The sequence below is a fragment of the Virgibacillus carmonensis genome, from assembly GCF_057836705.1.
The window spans coordinates 1-15725 of sequence record NZ_JBYQFJ010000011.1; the positions used below are offsets into that span (position 1 = coordinate 1).

Here is a 15725-nt window from a genome sequence, read left to right on the forward strand (position 1 = left end):
AGCAGGTTTTGATCCTGTCATTCCCAGGTTCGAATCCTGGTAGCCCAGCCATTTTGCGGAAGTAGTTCAGTGGTAGAACATCACCTTGCCAAGGTGGGGGTCGCGGGTTCGAATCCCGTCTTCCGCTCCATGACTACAATTATGGCGGCATAGCCAAGTGGTAAGGCACAGGTCTGCAACACCTTTATCACCGGTTCAAATCCGGTTGCCGCCTCCAATATATCCTTTATATAATATGCCAGTATGGCGGAATTGGCAGACGCGCATGACTCAAAATCATGTTCCCTCTGGGAGTGCCGGTTCGACCCCGGCTACTGGTATCGAAAATATTGATAAATCAAGATTTTTAAAAGACTTTCCAGAAATGGTAAGTCTTTTTTGCTTTTCGAGAGAGATAGATCAATCATTCATTCATTCATGTGCATTAAAAGTGACATGTCTTTATTTTTGCATAGATTCGTTTTGCCACCCACTGTACTTATGAAACCGAAAAAGGAAGTTAACATAGACGAATTGATAAAGCTAAAGTTTACCTGGAAATAACACGGAACAGAAGGGGGTTCTAGGATATTGAATAAAACGCTGTTTGCTTTTTTAGTGATGATCACCACAGGCTTAATGGGCTCCTCATTTGCTGTTGGTAAAATAGGATTGAACTATATTTCACCTTTGCTATTAGTCGGAATACGTTTTACGCTAGCAGGTTTATTGATGGCCTTGATCGTCATCTTATTAAAACGGGATCATCCTAGGAAACTAACTGAATGGCTTAAAATTGTTGCTGTCGGCATTTTTCAAACGACTCTGGTTATGGGTCCTATATTTCTAAGTTTACGTACGATTACTGCGGGTGAGTCGTCTATTTTAACATTCACCAATCCGTTACTTGTGGTTATTTTTGGAACTTTTTTTATGGGAATGAAATATCGATGGGCTCAGTGGTTAGGTGTTTTGGTTGGCTTCCTAGGTGTTTTTATCACATTAGGTGCTAGTTTGGATATTCGGGAATCAGGAACCCTTTTGGGTCTAGTGAGTGCAGTCTCTTGGGCTATCGCAACATTGTTCTTGAAAAAATGGGGTTCTTCTTTCGATACTTGGGTTTTAACCGCTTATCAAATGCTTTTTGGAGGCCTATTACTAGTATTAGGAAGTGTATTATTTGAACAAGCTCACATAATGTTTACTCCAGTATCAATTTTTATAATAGTATGGCTAGCAGTCATGGCTTCCATTGTTCAATTCGCCATTTGGTTTTTCCTTCTAAAGAAAGAAGATCCGGGGAAGGTAAGTGCCTTTTTGTTTCTCGCACCCTTGTTTGGTGTTATCTTTGGTTGGTTTTTGCTGAATGAACAACTACATATCTCAACTTTGGTAGGAGGAGGTCTAATATTAGCTGGCATAATTTTGGTGAATTACTCCCCGAAAAAAAATGAGAATGATAGCGTCTACTAATTGGATTTACTGCTGTATGGCGGTTTTGGCAGACGCGTGTGATTCAAAGCTAATCCTGAATCATTCTAGACATCTATTGGTAAAATATTAATATGCCTGACGCTGGAACTGGCGGAAACAATGAATTCCCACTTGCATCTTCCTCTAACTTCCTTCAATATAAGTATAATGTGATTAGAAAGAAGGATGCTTTATGCAAAATGTTTTACGATGGGCGTTTTTTGTTGTGGGATTACTATTTTTTAGTCTTGGTATTTCTGTAACAATTAATGTACAGCATTTAGGTATTCATCCATGGGATGTGCTTAATGTTGGTCTGTTTGAAAAATATGGTTTTACCATTGGGACATGGAATATTGTTTGCGGAATTATCCTTGTACTAATCTCCTATATTCTCGATAAGCGATACATTAAATTTGGTACATTCTTAAATGCACTACTTGTTGGTGGGTTTGTCGATTTATTTTTATGGTCAGATTTTTTACCAAATGCCACACATACGTGGATAGATATCGCTCTACTTCTAATAGGTATAGCTTTTATGGGCTTTGGTGGGGGAATGTATAATGCAGCGGGAGTAGGTTCAGGGCCGCGGGATGGATTTATGTTATCCATATCTGATAAAACTGGTGCTCCTATACGGAGAGTAAGGATTATTACTGAAACTAGTGTACTCGTAATTGGTTTACTTTTAGGTGGGCCCGTGTTTATTTTTACATTTCTTTTTACATTTATACAAAGCCCATTATTCCAGTATTTTTATATAAAAATCAATGCCCTTATTAATTTCATAGAAAAACGGGGACTAAAAAGTCAAAATCGATCAGCATGAAATTAATAAAATCGAGAATCCAAGAAAGCTTACTAGTAGCTTTCTTGGATTTTTGTATGAGGCAGTATATGTAAGAATAATCAAGAATAAGAGATTATCTTAGAAATAATTACGCTTACACATAGTTTTAATTCTAAGTCTATATGTGGTATGATACATAGGTTGTTTACGGATAAAGCTTTATAGATAGCTTTGAAAAAATAATAATAGGAAGGGGTATAGATGTGAATATAGAACAATTAAAGAAGGATTGGTTTGGAAACGTCAGGGGAGATGTCCTATCTGGTATGGTCGTAGCTATGGCGTTAATCCCAGAGGCGATTGCTTTCTCTATTATTGCCGGCGTTGACCCAATGGTAGGCTTGTATGCTTCATTTTGTATCGCAATTGTAATTTCCATTGTTGGCGGCCGCCCCGCTATGATATCAGCAGCCACTGGAGCCATGGCGCTGTTAATGGTAACACTTATTGCAGAACACGGTTTACAGTATTTATTGGCTGCAACTATTTTAACAGGCATAATTCAGATCATATTTGGTATATTTAAATTAGCTAGAGTAATGAAATTTGTACCACGTTCGGTGATGGTTGGTTTCGTTAATGCATTAGCTATTTTAATTTTTATGGCACAGCTGCAACACTTTGTGGGAGAAACATGGGTTATGTATGCGCTAGTGGCTCTTACTCTAGCAATTATTTATCTATTTCCTAGAATGACAAAAGCAGTTCCATCAACGCTAGTTGCCATTATAATTATTACAGTAATTACTGTATTTGGTGGGCTGGATATTAGAACGGTAGGAGATTTAGGTAATCTATCATCACAATTACCAGTATTTTTGCTTCCATCTATTCCGTTAACAGTTGAAACGTTTATGATTATTTTGCCATATTCATTAGCACTTGCGATTGTAGGATTACTAGAAACGCTTTTGACCGCTAGTATTGTAGATGATATGACAGATACAGAAGGTAATAAAGATAAAGAAAGTCGCGGTCAAGGTATTGCAAACGTTGTAGCAGGTTGCTTCGGTGGGATGGCAGGTTGTGCAATGATTGGTCAATCAGTAATCAATTGTAAATCTGGTGGAAGAGGTAGATTGTCCACATTTGTTGCGGGTGCATTTTTAATGTTTTTAATTATTGTATTAGGTAGTGTTGTGGTGAAAATTCCAATGGCTGCACTAGTTGGAGTAATGTTCATGGTTTCTATTGGAACATTTGATTGGTCGTCCCTTAAAAATTTGCATAAGATACCTAGAACGGACGCAGTAGTTATGGTGACAACGGTCAGCATTGTATTGTATACACATGATTTATCACAAGGTGTTCTTGCTGGTGTATTGTTAAGTGCCATTTTCTTTGCTGCTAAGATATCAAAAGTGAAGGTAACAGATGAATTGGTATCTAGTGGTGAGAAACGAATTTACTATGTGAATGGACAATTGTTTTTTGCTTCTGTCAGTGATTTTCCGAAAAAGTTTAATTTCCATGATTCAGTGAAGGAAGTAGAAATTAATTTAAGTCTTGCACACCTGTGGGATGATTCAGCTATTGGGGCATTGGATAAAATTGAAACGAAATTTGAACAACAGGAAGTAAAAGTAACATATACAGGATTAAATGAAGACAGTAAACATCTGAAGAATCGAATTGGTGGGTTGTCAAAAGCTTCAGGACACTAATATGATGATCATCTAAATTGGGAGAGGTGTAGCGGATGTTTAAAAATATCTTACTGGCGACGGATGGTTCGGAGCACGCGATTCGTTCAACGAATCATGCGATTGAACTTGCTCAGAAATTTGAAGGCACGATTAAAGTGATTTATGTTGTAGACGGGCATGCATCAAAATCTGATGTATTACACCATGCAGATAAATTTGGAGTAGAACAGAGTCGTAGAGAAAAAATTCATCCTGTAGAAGAATTGCTTCATCGCTCAGGTGTAACGTACACGGTTGACGTGCTTCACGGGGAAGCAGGACCAACAATCGTAACATTCGCAAATGAACGAGACTTTGACTGTGTAGTGGTTGGAAGTAGAGGACTAAATGATTTACAAACATTCATCTTAGGCAGTGTCAGTCATAAAGTAGCAAAACGTGTTAACTGCCCCGTATTAATCATAAAATAAATCAAAAAAGCGCAAGCGCCCGTTTAGCGACGTATGAACTGCGCCCGTGCAGCACGGGTAGTTCGTGCTGCTCATGCTGTGTGGCGATTTTAATCGAACATTCCTTCCGCAGGAGATAAAGGAAACACGTCCCTTCATAGGGGGGGGGCGCCGACGCTTGTTAAGTGGTCCTTCCTTCTAACAACCGATGTTAAACTTATCGTACGGAGGCGAGGGAAGTCCATACAGCTTTAGCGTTGGTGCTAGACAGATAAATTCAAGAACTTATACTTTGCTTTCATGCGAGAAAAAACCCGATTTGGTATTTCTGACCAAATCGGGTTTTATTTTATTGCTTGTGCCACATCATAATCTTCCAGGTTAACATCTAGTTGTTGCTCTAGAGCTATTTTTGCAAGCTGCTCACCAATAAACGGTCCCATAGTAAGTCCAGATGCTCCTAATCCATTTCCGACTAGAAGTCCGTTGAAACCTGGGACAAAACCAAATACAGGCAAGAATCCAGGTGTGAATGGGCGAAACCCTACACGACTTTCTAAAAACGTGCTTTCTGCTAATCCCGGTGCAATTGTCAGCGCCTTCGATAAAATTTCATGTATTCCACCAGCAGTGACCCGGCAGTCAAATCCTACATCATTTTCATGTGTAGCGCCAAGAACAATGCGATTATCCGTTGTTAAGATGTATTGATCATTTGGCGGCATAATGACAGGCCACCTGGACGAATCAATTTGTGGGTGTTGGACATGGATGAGCTGTGCCTTTTGGCTGGTAACATCCATAGTTATTCCCAATGGATGTAAGAGTTCATGCATCCATACACCATTTGTAGCGATGACTAACCTGGAGTCAACTTTTTCTCCAGCAATCTGAACACCAACAATCGTTTTTTCGTCATGAAGTATTGATGCTTCACCTGAAATGAACTTTGCACCGTGCTTTTGTGCTCCGTTAATCAGTGACCTACATAGCTTTGCTCCATCTACTCGAGCTGCTCCGCTAACATGTACAGATTTGTAATCAGCTTCTATAAGCGGAAACATTGCTTTTGTTTGTTCATGGTCAAGAAGCGTGATATCACCTATCTCAGGTGCATTTTCCCGACGTTTTACTGCACGTTTTTTCATCGCTTCTAACTTTTCGAGCGATGTATGGATACTTAATGCTCCAACACGATCATAGCCTGTGTCAGTCTCTCCATCAAAAGCTAAGGAATCAATTAAACCAGGATATATTTTAGCGCCACCCTTTGCTAACTGATACCACTTTTGGTTTCGCCGTTGCGATAGCCATGGACAAATAATTCCTGCCGCTGCATCTGTTGCCTTCCCACTATCATCTCGATCAATAAGAACAACGTCAGCACCATTTTTGGCTAGGTGGTAGGCAGTTGATGCACCCAAAATTCCTGCGCCAATTACTATTATTTTTTCCATAAAAAATCCCTTTTCAGCTTAGTATCTTCACTTCACTATAAAAACAAATTGCCAGTTTGTAAAATATATCGCTTTTTATAGGGATTTATTTTTGTAATGTGTCATAATAATGAAGAGGAGGCAAAGTCTAATGTATGAAAATATCATAGCAAAAATATTATTTATTATCGGTATCGCACAAATTACAATAGGTATATTTGCTGGGATTCTGATAGGCTCGGACTATGATAGTTGGGCAACATTTTTCACTTGGTCCATAGGTGGTTTTATTTTGGGAATGTTATTTATTGGCTTTGCTGAAAATATCCAGCTTTTGCACCGAATTTATATGAAAATGTCCGCGGAAGAATTGCTGCAAGATACTGATGTTATAGTAGAAGAAATAGGGAAGCCAGCCGAATCGGAGGGATGGTATTTACCTGAGGACAGAGAAAAAATTGAACACTATTATAAAAATGAAACAATTATTGAGATCATACCATCAACTATCGAGGGCTATTGCATTGTAAAACTGGAATATGCGTCAAACGAGTTTGTACGGGTGGTAGATATCCATGGTTTTGGTCTAACGGAAGTTCAAGATGAGGAAACAAAAAGTTCTATTATTAGTTGGTATAATAATATGGAGTAAGTTAATCCCGATCTTCACATAGGAGACCGGGGTTTTTAATTAATTTTTCGTTTTAACCAAAGGCTAAAGACGGTTTCCTCAATGAAACTGGGTGTTTTTTCTTTTGCAATTAGGTCCTATAATTGATATAAATAGTAAGGATATAAAAAATTCACATAATCGACAGAGGAGAGTTACCATGGCTAAAACATTTATTTTTGGACATAAAAATCCAGATACAGACACGATAACTGCAGCACTTGCAGCTTCCCATTTGAAAAATAAGCTAGGACAGGATACAGAGGCTGTACGTTTAGGTGAAGTAAATAAGGAAACCCAATATGCACTTGATTACTTTAAAGTAGAAAAACCACAACTGATTGGGCGTGTTCCAAGTGATGTGGAGAATGTCATTTTAGTTGACCATAATGAATTCCAACAAAGCGTAGAAAATATCAATGAGGTCAAAATCATTGAAGTAATTGACCACCATCGAATTGCCAATTTTGAAACGAGAGAACCGCTTTATTTTCGCGTGGAGCCAGTAGGGTGTACAGCAACAATCTTAAAGAAAATGTATGAAGAAAATAATGTAGAAATTACAAAAGAAATTGCTGGATTACTAGTATCTGCAATTATTTCTGATTCATTATTGTTAAAATCACCAACTTGTACACAGGAAGATGTGGAGGCAGCACATGCATTGGCTGAAATTGCGGGGATTCATCTAGATGAATATGGGCTAGAAATGCTACAAGCAGGAGCAGATCTAAGTGATAAATCAATCAACGATTTAATAACCATGGATGCGAAGGAATTTGAAATGAATGGAGCAAAAGTAGAAATCGCACAAGTGAATGCAGTGGATACGAAAAAAGTGATCGAGCTTCAGTCAGATTTGGAACAAGAAATGAACGCAACAATTGCTGATAAAAAGCTGGATTTATTCTTGTTTGTTGTGACTGATATATTAAATAATGATTCTGAAGTTATTGCACTTGGACAAGCTAAAGGCAATGTGGAAAAGGCATTTGATGTACAACTCGAAAATAACCGTGCATTATTAAAAGGTGTTGTTTCACGTAAGAAACAAATCGTTACAAATTTGACTGACACGTTTATGTAGAATAATGAAAATGTTAAACAAAATGACTATCAAATTTCAAATTTGATAGTCATTTTGTTTATATTACGGATAACAATGGTTTGCAGCAGGGCTCCTCGACGGTTTCATTATATTGATTAAAGTTCTGAACGAGTGGATAATCCAGATCTAGTACTAGTTACTTATTTAGATTACTGACTAATCCCAGTTGGTGATGAGGTACTTTCAATGCTTGATCTAGATCGGCGATTAAATCTTCCACATGTTCCAGTCCAACAGAAAGTCTTAACAATCCATCGGTAATGCCTCTTTTTTCTCTTTCTTGCTTGGGCATTGCAGCATGAGACATTGTTGCTGGATAAGAAAGAATCGATTCGACCCCTCCAAGGCTTACGGCAAAAACAGGTAGTCGAATTTGTTCGACGAATACTTTAGCTGCAGCTTTATTTGGTAAACGGAAAGAAAGAACAGCACCAAAACCTCTAGAATGCCTAATATGGATTGAATGCCCTGGATGGAAAGTTAAACCAGGATAAAACACTTCTTCAATTAGCGGATGATTATGTAAATAAATAGCTATTTTATTTGCGGATTCGGATGACTGTTTTAGACGGGCGCCTAATGTTTTGATCCCTTGGATGAGGGTATAAGAATCCTGAGCCCCTAGTATGGATCCAAAGGAATTTTGAATAAATGCTAACTCCTCCCCAAGTTCCGTGTTCCTTGTCACTGCTAAACCGGCAATAACATCGCTATGGCCTGATAAAAATTTAGTGGCACTATGTAGCACGATATCAACTCCTAGTTCAAGCGGTTTTTGGTAGAGTGGAGTCATAAAGGTGTTGTCAAGAAAGGTTAAGCAATGATTAGCTTTAGCAACCTTTACTACGCCTTCAATATCTGTAATGTTTAAACACGGGTTAGATGGCGTTTCCATGTAAATCACCTTCGTATTTGGTTGGACTGCTCTAGCGGTTTCATTAAGATCTGTCATATTTACAAATGTGTGATCAATCTTGTACTTAGTTAACACTTCTGTTATAAAACGATACGTACCACCGTAAACATCCTCAGAAACTAGCACATGGTCGCCAGCAGAAAGTAGCATAAAAGCAGAAGAAATAGCTGCCATTCCAGATGCAAATGCTAACCCTTTAACACCACTTTCTAATTCGGCAATTGTTTGTTCCAATACTTGCCTTGTCGGATTTCCTGATCGACTATAATCAAATGGGCCAAAATGATCAAAGCTATCTTGGTGAAAAGTGGATGATAAATAAATAGGGACGTTTACTGCACCTGTTTTCTGTTCAACGTCCACATTTGATAATGCGTGAATTAATTTTGTTTCCAATTGATTCCTGTCAAAACTCATAGCCGGTCAACCTTCTTTCCTAAGGTTGAAAATACTTGTTTTAGTTCTTCTATTAAGTCTTCTGCTCGTTCAATTCCAACAGAAAAACGCAATAAGTGATCGTCTATTCCACGACGTATTCGTTCCTCTTGAGGAATTTCTGCGTGCGTCTGAGTTGAAGGGTAAGTAATAAAACTCTCTACTCCTCCAAGACTTTCTGCAAAAGTAATCAACTGCAGATTCTCTAAGAAGGGCTCCATCCAATCCCTTTCTTTTAGCCGAAAGGAAAGCATGCCACCCTTTCCTGGATATAAAACGTCAATAACACTAGGTTCACTTCTTAAATACCCCGCTATTTTCTTTGCATTCTCTTCATGTCGTTCAATCCGTAAAGCCAGTGTTTTCAACCCCCTGATTAATAGCCACGAATCAAAAGGGGGCAGTACCCCACCAGAAGCATTATGGTTTTCAGATAACCTCTCGCAGATTGCTCTTCCTTTAGCAATAACTAATCCAGCTAGCACATCATTGTGTCCACCGATGTATTTAGTTGCGCTATGAATTACGATATCGGCCCCGAGTTCCAGTGGTCGCTGCAGATAAGGGGTTAAAAAAGTATTGTCAACAATAAGTAAGAGGTTGTGTTTATCAGCAAGTGTTGCAAACTGCACGATATCGATTTCCTGCATTAATGGATTAGTTGGGGTTTCGATAAATAATGCCTTTGTACAATGTGTAATCAACTTCTCTGTTTCATGGATATCCGTAAACTCTGAATAAATTGTTTGTATATCATAGACATCTGAATAATGCTCAAGTAAACGGTATGTACCTCCATAAATATCTTCTGGAACAATTAATTCATCTCCTGTACGGAAAAGGGAAAGGGCTAACTGAATGGCAGCCATTCCGGAACTGCAGGCATACCCAGAATCACCAGTTTCCAAGTTTGCAATTCCTTCTTCCAAAATAGCTCGAGTTGGATTTTTTGTACGTGTATAGTCATATCCAGTAGACCTGCCAAGTCCTTGATGCTGGTATGCTGTTGACAAATATAGCGGTGGATTTACAGCACCTGTAGTCTCATCACTTTTATTACCTAATTGCACTAATCTGGTTTCTAAACTTTTAATAGTCATGTCATTCATCCTTTTCATATGAAATAAAAAAATTAAGGACCCTCTAGAAAGAAGAAGGTCCCTAATAACGAAAGCAATCTTCTCATCTACTAGGTAGGTAAAAACCTATTGGAATTAGCACCATGACCTAAATGGCTGGTTGCTGAGACATCGTCGGGCCAATCCCTCCGTCTCTCTTGATAAGAATAGTTATTTAATTTTACGAAAAGTTTAATTTCCAATACTTTAATATACATTGGAAAATAATGCAAGGGATAAATGGCTTTTTTTAAGAGCAAAAAAAGAAAAATTTCGGCGATGATCTGTCTAGCTCCAGCGCCTAGACACTCGAGACATAAGCAGTTCACTTACGCGCGAGGAAACCCATCCACACTGCACCGCTCTGCTTATGCTTGTCGTGTCCTTCAAGGGGCCCTGAGCTTTTTATAAAAATGAAAAAAACAAAATTCCTATATTTCACTCAAACAAAGTATAAAAACTTCTAAGTGATTAGGTTTAAAATAAATTTTTTTTACTATCAAAGAGAAGGCGAATACCGATTTTTTCTAAAAATCTTTTTATTCCCTGTTGACATTCAATGATAACAACTGTAGAGTTTGTAATAATTTAAAACTGAATATGCAATTTTCTTATCCAGAGAGGTGGAGGGACTGGCCCTTTGAAGCCTCAGCAACAGATTTTTAAATACTGTGCTAATTCCAGAAGTGAAAAACTTGGAGATAGGAAGAGTAACTAGCGATAGTGCCTACCTCTTCTTGTTTTTTTAGAAGGGGTTTTTAATTTGAAAGAATAGCTTTTATCTGGAGGGGTGTAGTATGAATAACGATACGGTCACATATAGTGATTTCCCTGGAGATCCTTTTCAAGAATGGGAACAAGACGATTTCACAAAAGGAGCATCTGGAATTCTAAGGTGGGCTTATGAATCATACGGGGATTCGATCGTTTATGCATGCAGTTTTGGTGCGGAGGGAGTTATATTAATTGATTTGATTTCCAAGGTGAAAAAGGATGCGAAAATTGTTTTTCTTGATACGGAGATTCATTTTAAGGAAACATATGAACTTATTGACAAAATAAAGAAAAAGTACTCTAAACTTTCTATTCAATTAAAAAAACCTGACATAACGCTGCAGGAACAGGCTGATGAGTACGGTTCAGCCTTATGGGCACGCGATCCTAACCAATGTTGTTTTATTCGAAAAATAAAGCCTCTTGAAGAAGCTTTAAGTGGAGCTCCAGCTTGGATTTCTGGCCTTCGAAGGGAACAGTCTCCTGCCCGTAAGAATACCAATTTTGTTAATAAGGATGAACGATTTAAATCCATCAAAGTTTGCCCATTAATTCATTGGACTTGGGGTGATGTTTGGGAATATATACGAGTAAACAACCTGCCATACAATGAATTGCACGATCAGGGATTCCCAAGTATTGGCTGTATACCATGTACGTCACCGGTATCAAATTCCGATGGTTCTCGTGCTGGTAGATGGGCTGGGGTTAATAAAACAGAGTGTGGACTTCATACCTCTAGTTGATGTTCTAATTAGATTCATCTTGATTGGAAATTGGAAGACTTTTAGATTAAATCCGAGTAAACTGATTTGCTTACAATGCATTATGTGAACAAGCTAAAAATAAGGTGGTGATTTATACCTGAAATATTTTTGATTAACCATTAAAAATATGTAAGCACGATATATTCAAAAAAATAATTTTGTGTGAGGTGAATATCTTTGCAGTTACAGGTAACAAACAGCCCTTTTAATCAAGAGCAAGCGGAGAACCTTAATCGTGTTCTGCCAACACTTACAGAGTCACAAAAAATTTGGTTGGGCGGGTATTTGTCTGCTCCCCAGGTTACGGAATCTTCGGTATCGGCTGGTTCACTGGTGCAGAACGCCCCAGGTAACGAAGTGTCTCCTCATAGTAATGGTCAGACCATTTCGCGTGAAGTGAGGATACTCTTTGGATCTGACACTGGTAATAGTCAGGCGCTTGCTGAAGAGATGTTTCATAAATTAGAAGAGCGGGATTTCAAGGTCTCGCTATCTTCATTCGACGACTTTAAACCAAAGGACGTAAAAAAAGTCCAGGACTTGCTCATTGTAACAAGTACACATGGAGAAGGGGATCCGCCAGATAATGCGCTATCCTTTTATGAATTTCTACACAGTAAGCGGGCACCTAACCTTGAGGATATGCGATTTTCTATTCTATCTCTGGGAGATCAATCCTATGAGTTTTTTTGTCAGACTGGCAAGGACTTCGACAAACGACTGGAGGAATTGGGTGGTAAACGGCTTTATCCTCGAATCGATTGTGATGTAGATTTTGACGAACCTGCAGCAGAATGGGGTGAGGGTGTCCTTGAGATATTATACGATTCTCAAGAGGTTGCTTCAATAGATGGAACTTTCCAGACAGGGCAGGTAGGAGCTGACTCACTAACAGCTAAACCGGCGATGTACTCACGGACAAATCCTTTTAAGGCAGAAGTCTTGGAAAACTTGAATCTCAATGGGCGTGGATCCAATAAAGAAACCAGACATTTAGAGTTATCGCTTGAAGGATCTAATCTTACTTTTGAACCTGGAGACAGCTTGGGTATTTTCCCTAAAAATGATCCTAGTTTGGTAGATGAGTTTATCAATGAGATTGGCTGGAACCCTGACGAGACTGTGTCAATAAATAAACAAGGAGAACAGCGCACATTACGCGATGCTCTAATCTTTAATTTCGAGATTACTAGACTGACGAAGCCGTTGCTTGAGCAAGCGGCGGAGCTGTTCTCGAATGAAGGTTTAAGTAAGCTCGTAAAACAAGGGCAGGAGGAAGAACTAAAAGCGTATATTGATGGGCGAGACCTGCTTGATTTAATACAGGATTTCCAACCCATTGGTGTTTCGCCTAGTGAATTTATACAGGTTCTTAGGAAGATCCCAGCTCGCCTCTACTCCATTACGAGTAGTTTTAAAGCGAACCCAGAAGAAGTGCATCTTACGATTGGAACGGTTAGATATAATGCACATGGACGGGATCGGAAAGGTGTCTGCTCTGGTGAATGTGGGGAACGAATACAGCCTGGTGAATTATTACCAGTCTATATCCAGCACAATGATAATTTTAAATTTCCTGCTAATTCCAAAACGCCAGTGATCATGATTGGACCAGGAACAGGTGTGGCTCCTTTTAGATCTTTCCTTGAAGATCGGGAGGAATCAGGTACAAAAGGGAAAACCTGGTTATTCTATGGTGATCAGCACTTTTCCACGGATTTCCTTTACCAGATTGAATGGCAAAAGTGGCTTAAGGAAGGCGTGTTGTCCAGGATGGATGTCGCATTTTCTCGTGATAGGCCTGAGAAGGTATATGTACAGCACCGAATGCTTGAAAGAAGCAAGGATCTTTTTCAATGGTTGAAAGGTGGAGCAAGTGTATATGTATGTGGCGATGAGAAACGTATGGCAAATGACGTTCATACTACATTGCTAACAATCATCAAACAAGAGGGGAACATGAGCCATGAGGAAGCGGAAGTTTATCTGAGTGAAATGCGACAGCAAAAACGTTATCAACGTGATATATATTAAGGCTCCTTTCGTAAGTTGCCACTAAATCAATAAACTACGATATTGCGGCAACGCCCGAAGCGGAAGTCAAAAGCCATGCTAGCGAAGGAATTACACGAAGACTCCAGCGGGAAAAGCGCAAGCCCTAAGGTGCGCGTAGTGTATTTCCGGAGAGGTATGTTAGGACACAATTTTTCGCAAGGGTTAAATAGCAACAAACAAAAACAACAACCTTTTAGAAAACAGCCTATATTAAAAATGACAGAATTTTTGACAATCCTGAGAGGAGTTTGAAAATGGTTGAAAATAGCAATCCAAAGCAGCCTGGACCGACAAGTGATCTTGAGCGTATAAAGAAAGAGAGTGATTATCTGCGGGGGTCAATTGCAGAAGGTCTTAAGGATCAGATTAGTGGAAGCATTTCTAATGATGATAATAAGTTGTTAAAGTTCCACGGCAGCTACCAACAGGATGACAGAGATTTACGAAATGAGCGGCGGCGGCAGAAGCTGGAACCTGCATACCAATTTATGATACGTGCACGTGTCCCAGGTGGTGTCGCGACACCGGAACAATGGTTAGTTATGGACGATCTTTCTCAAAAACATGGTAATGGAACGCTAAAATTAACGACTAGGCAGACGTTCCAAATGCACGGGATTCTAAAGTGGAACTTAAAGAATACCATGCAGGAAATTAATGATTCACTACTGGATACACTGGCCGCATGTGGTGATGTGAACAGAAATGTGATGTGCAATGTGAATCCCTCTCAATCAGAAATTCATGAAGAGGTTTACGAATGGGCATCAAAACTTAGTCGTTATCTATTACCAAAAACGAACGCCTATCACGAGATCTGGCTTGATAAGGAAAAGGTTGTTGACAGTCGCCAACCAGAAGAAATTGAACCTATGTATGGACCTCTTTATTTGCCTAGGAAATTTAAAATTGGGATTGCAGTTCCACCTTCAAACGATGTGGATATCTTTTCCCAGGATTTAGGTTTCATCGCAATTTTGGAAGATGGAAAGCTGCAAGGATTCAATGTTGCAGTAGGTGGAGGAATGGGAATGACTCATGGTGATACCAACACATATCCTCAGGTGTCAAGGATTATTGGGTTCTGTCCTACAGATAAAATCATCGAGGTTGCGGAAAAGATAATCACCATTCAGCGAGATTACGGGAATCGCTCGGAAAGAAAAAATGCCCGATTTAAATATACGATTGATGCCAGAGGACTTGATTGGCTTAAAAATGAACTAAACGAACGATTAGGATGGGATCTTGAAGAAGCGCAACCTTATCATTTCGATCATAACGGTGATAGCTATGGTTGGGTAAAGGGTGACGGCAGGTGGCATCTAACTCTATTTATTCAAAACGGTCGGGTAAAAGACTTTGAAAACTATTCGCTTATGACTGGTTTGCGTGAAATTGCTAAGATCCATACGGGCGATTTTAGACTTACCGCCAACCAGAACCTGGTAATCGCTAATGTAATAAGCCAAAAAAAGCAAGAAATTGTTGAATTGGTTGAAAGATATGGAATTACGGAAGGTAAACACGTATCCGCGCTGCGAAGAAATTCCATGGCCTGTGTAGCTTTTCCGACATGTGGCCTTGCTATGGCCGAATCAGAACGGTATCTTCCTTCTTTAATCGATAAGATCGAGGTGATTTTGGATGAGGCTGGTCTATCTGAAGAAGAAATCGTTATTCGTATGTCAGGTTGTCCCAATGGATGTTCGCGCCCAGCTCTCGCGGAAATTGGCTTTATTGGGAAGGCACCAGGAAAATACAATATGTATCTGGGGGGGAGTTTCGCTGGAGAGCGCCTAAACAAACTTCATCGTGAGAATATAGGGGAAGAAGACATATTAGCGTCCCTCCGTCCGATTTTTTTTCAGTATGCGAAAGATCGACAGGAAGGTGAACACTTTGGTGATTATGTTATTCGCGCTAACTATGTGGAAGAGGTTCTTTCTGGACTTAACTTTCATGCAACTGAATTGAGTAGAAGTTAAACACTTTCTCGGTAAGGAAATATACGGGTTCGTAATCAAAAATAAAGATGGGGTGAAA

12 protein-coding genes, 3 tRNA genes and 2 riboswitches are annotated in these 15725 nt (G+C 39.3%); of the genes, 12 read left to right on the top strand and 3 right to left on the bottom strand.

The annotated features are described in order from the left end of the window. Positions 1 to 55 precede the first annotated feature (55 nt). The 7 genes from AC3G7N_RS10495 to AC3G7N_RS10525 all read left to right on the top strand — a co-directional run bounded on the left by AC3G7N_RS10495 (position 56) and on the right by AC3G7N_RS10525 (position 4421). A tRNA-Gly gene (locus AC3G7N_RS10495) sits at positions 56 to 130 on the top strand. 13 nt (positions 131 to 143) lie between these two features. Beyond that, positions 144 to 217: transfer RNA gene (locus AC3G7N_RS10500), tRNA-Cys, on the top strand. Between the two features lie 20 nt (positions 218 to 237). Further along, positions 238 to 320 (top strand) — tRNA-Leu (locus AC3G7N_RS10505). A 250-nt stretch (positions 321 to 570) separates the two neighbouring features. Beyond that, positions 571 to 1452 (top strand): DMT family transporter, encoded by an 882-nt coding sequence (locus AC3G7N_RS10510; RefSeq protein ID WP_489422106.1) that lies wholly within the window; start codon positions 571 to 573, stop codon positions 1450 to 1452. A gap of 193 nt (positions 1453 to 1645) precedes the next feature. After that, entirely contained in the window at positions 1646 to 2284 is a 639-nt protein-coding gene (locus tag AC3G7N_RS10515; RefSeq protein WP_489422107.1) for a YczE/YyaS/YitT family protein, read from the top strand. Positions 2285 to 2508: 224 nt separating this feature from the next. After that, positions 2509 to 3969 carry a SulP family inorganic anion transporter gene (locus AC3G7N_RS10520; RefSeq protein WP_489422108.1) on the top strand — a complete coding sequence of 487 codons (1461 nt, stop codon included), beginning with the start codon at positions 2509 to 2511 and terminating at the stop codon, positions 3967 to 3969. 35 nt (positions 3970 to 4004) lie between these two features. Next, a complete protein-coding gene (locus AC3G7N_RS10525) occupies positions 4005 to 4421 on the top strand; it encodes a universal stress protein (RefSeq protein WP_489422109.1) in 417 nt (138 codons plus the stop codon). Between the two features lie 323 nt (positions 4422 to 4744). On the opposite strand, the gene AC3G7N_RS10530 is transcribed toward AC3G7N_RS10525, so the two are convergent. After that, positions 4745 to 5857 carry an NAD(P)/FAD-dependent oxidoreductase gene (locus AC3G7N_RS10530; RefSeq protein ID WP_489422110.1) on the bottom strand — a complete coding sequence of 371 codons (1113 nt, stop codon included), beginning with the start codon at positions 5855 to 5857 and terminating at the stop codon, positions 4745 to 4747. 130 nt (positions 5858 to 5987) lie between these two features. On the opposite strand from AC3G7N_RS10530, the gene AC3G7N_RS10535 reads away from it, so the two are divergent. Continuing rightward, complete coding sequence (locus tag AC3G7N_RS10535; RefSeq protein ID WP_489422111.1) at positions 5988 to 6488, top strand: hypothetical protein; 501 nt, start codon at positions 5988 to 5990, stop codon at positions 6486 to 6488. A gap of 178 nt (positions 6489 to 6666) precedes the next feature. Further along, a complete protein-coding gene (locus AC3G7N_RS10540; RefSeq protein WP_489422112.1) occupies positions 6667 to 7593 on the top strand; it encodes a manganese-dependent inorganic pyrophosphatase in 927 nt (308 codons plus the stop codon). Between the two features lie 157 nt (positions 7594 to 7750). Here the strand turns inward: AC3G7N_RS10540 and metC are convergent, their stop codons facing one another. After that, positions 7751 to 8947, bottom strand: coding sequence for a cystathionine beta-lyase (gene metC, locus AC3G7N_RS10545; RefSeq protein WP_489422113.1), 1197 nt, complete (start codon positions 8945 to 8947; stop codon positions 7751 to 7753). Then, positions 8944 to 10065, bottom strand: coding sequence for a methionine biosynthesis PLP-dependent protein (locus AC3G7N_RS10550; protein ID WP_489422114.1), 1122 nt, complete (start codon positions 10063 to 10065; stop codon positions 8944 to 8946). Before AC3G7N_RS10550 ends, metC begins: the two co-directional genes overlap by 4 nt. Positions 10066 to 10144: 79 nt before the next feature. Further along, positions 10145 to 10251, bottom strand: a riboswitch (SAM riboswitch). Between the two features lie 440 nt (positions 10252 to 10691). Further along, a riboswitch (SAM riboswitch) is annotated at positions 10692 to 10791 on the top strand. Positions 10792 to 10880: 89 nt separating this feature from the next. Here AC3G7N_RS10550 and AC3G7N_RS10555 point away from each other — a divergent pair. The 3 genes from AC3G7N_RS10555 to cysI all read left to right on the top strand — a co-directional run bounded on the left by AC3G7N_RS10555 (position 10881) and on the right by cysI (position 15667). Beyond that, positions 10881 to 11603 carry a phosphoadenylyl-sulfate reductase gene (locus tag AC3G7N_RS10555; RefSeq protein ID WP_489422115.1) on the top strand — a complete coding sequence of 241 codons (723 nt, stop codon included), beginning with the start codon at positions 10881 to 10883 and terminating at the stop codon, positions 11601 to 11603. Positions 11604 to 11801: 198 nt separating this feature from the next. Next, a complete protein-coding gene (locus tag AC3G7N_RS10560) occupies positions 11802 to 13658 on the top strand; it encodes an assimilatory sulfite reductase (NADPH) flavoprotein subunit (RefSeq protein WP_489422116.1) in 1857 nt (618 codons plus the stop codon). Positions 13659 to 13933: 275 nt separating this feature from the next. Next, entirely contained in the window at positions 13934 to 15667 is a 1734-nt protein-coding gene (gene cysI, locus AC3G7N_RS10565) for an assimilatory sulfite reductase (NADPH) hemoprotein subunit (RefSeq protein WP_489422117.1), read from the top strand. The last annotated feature ends 58 nt before the right edge of the window (positions 15668 to 15725 follow it).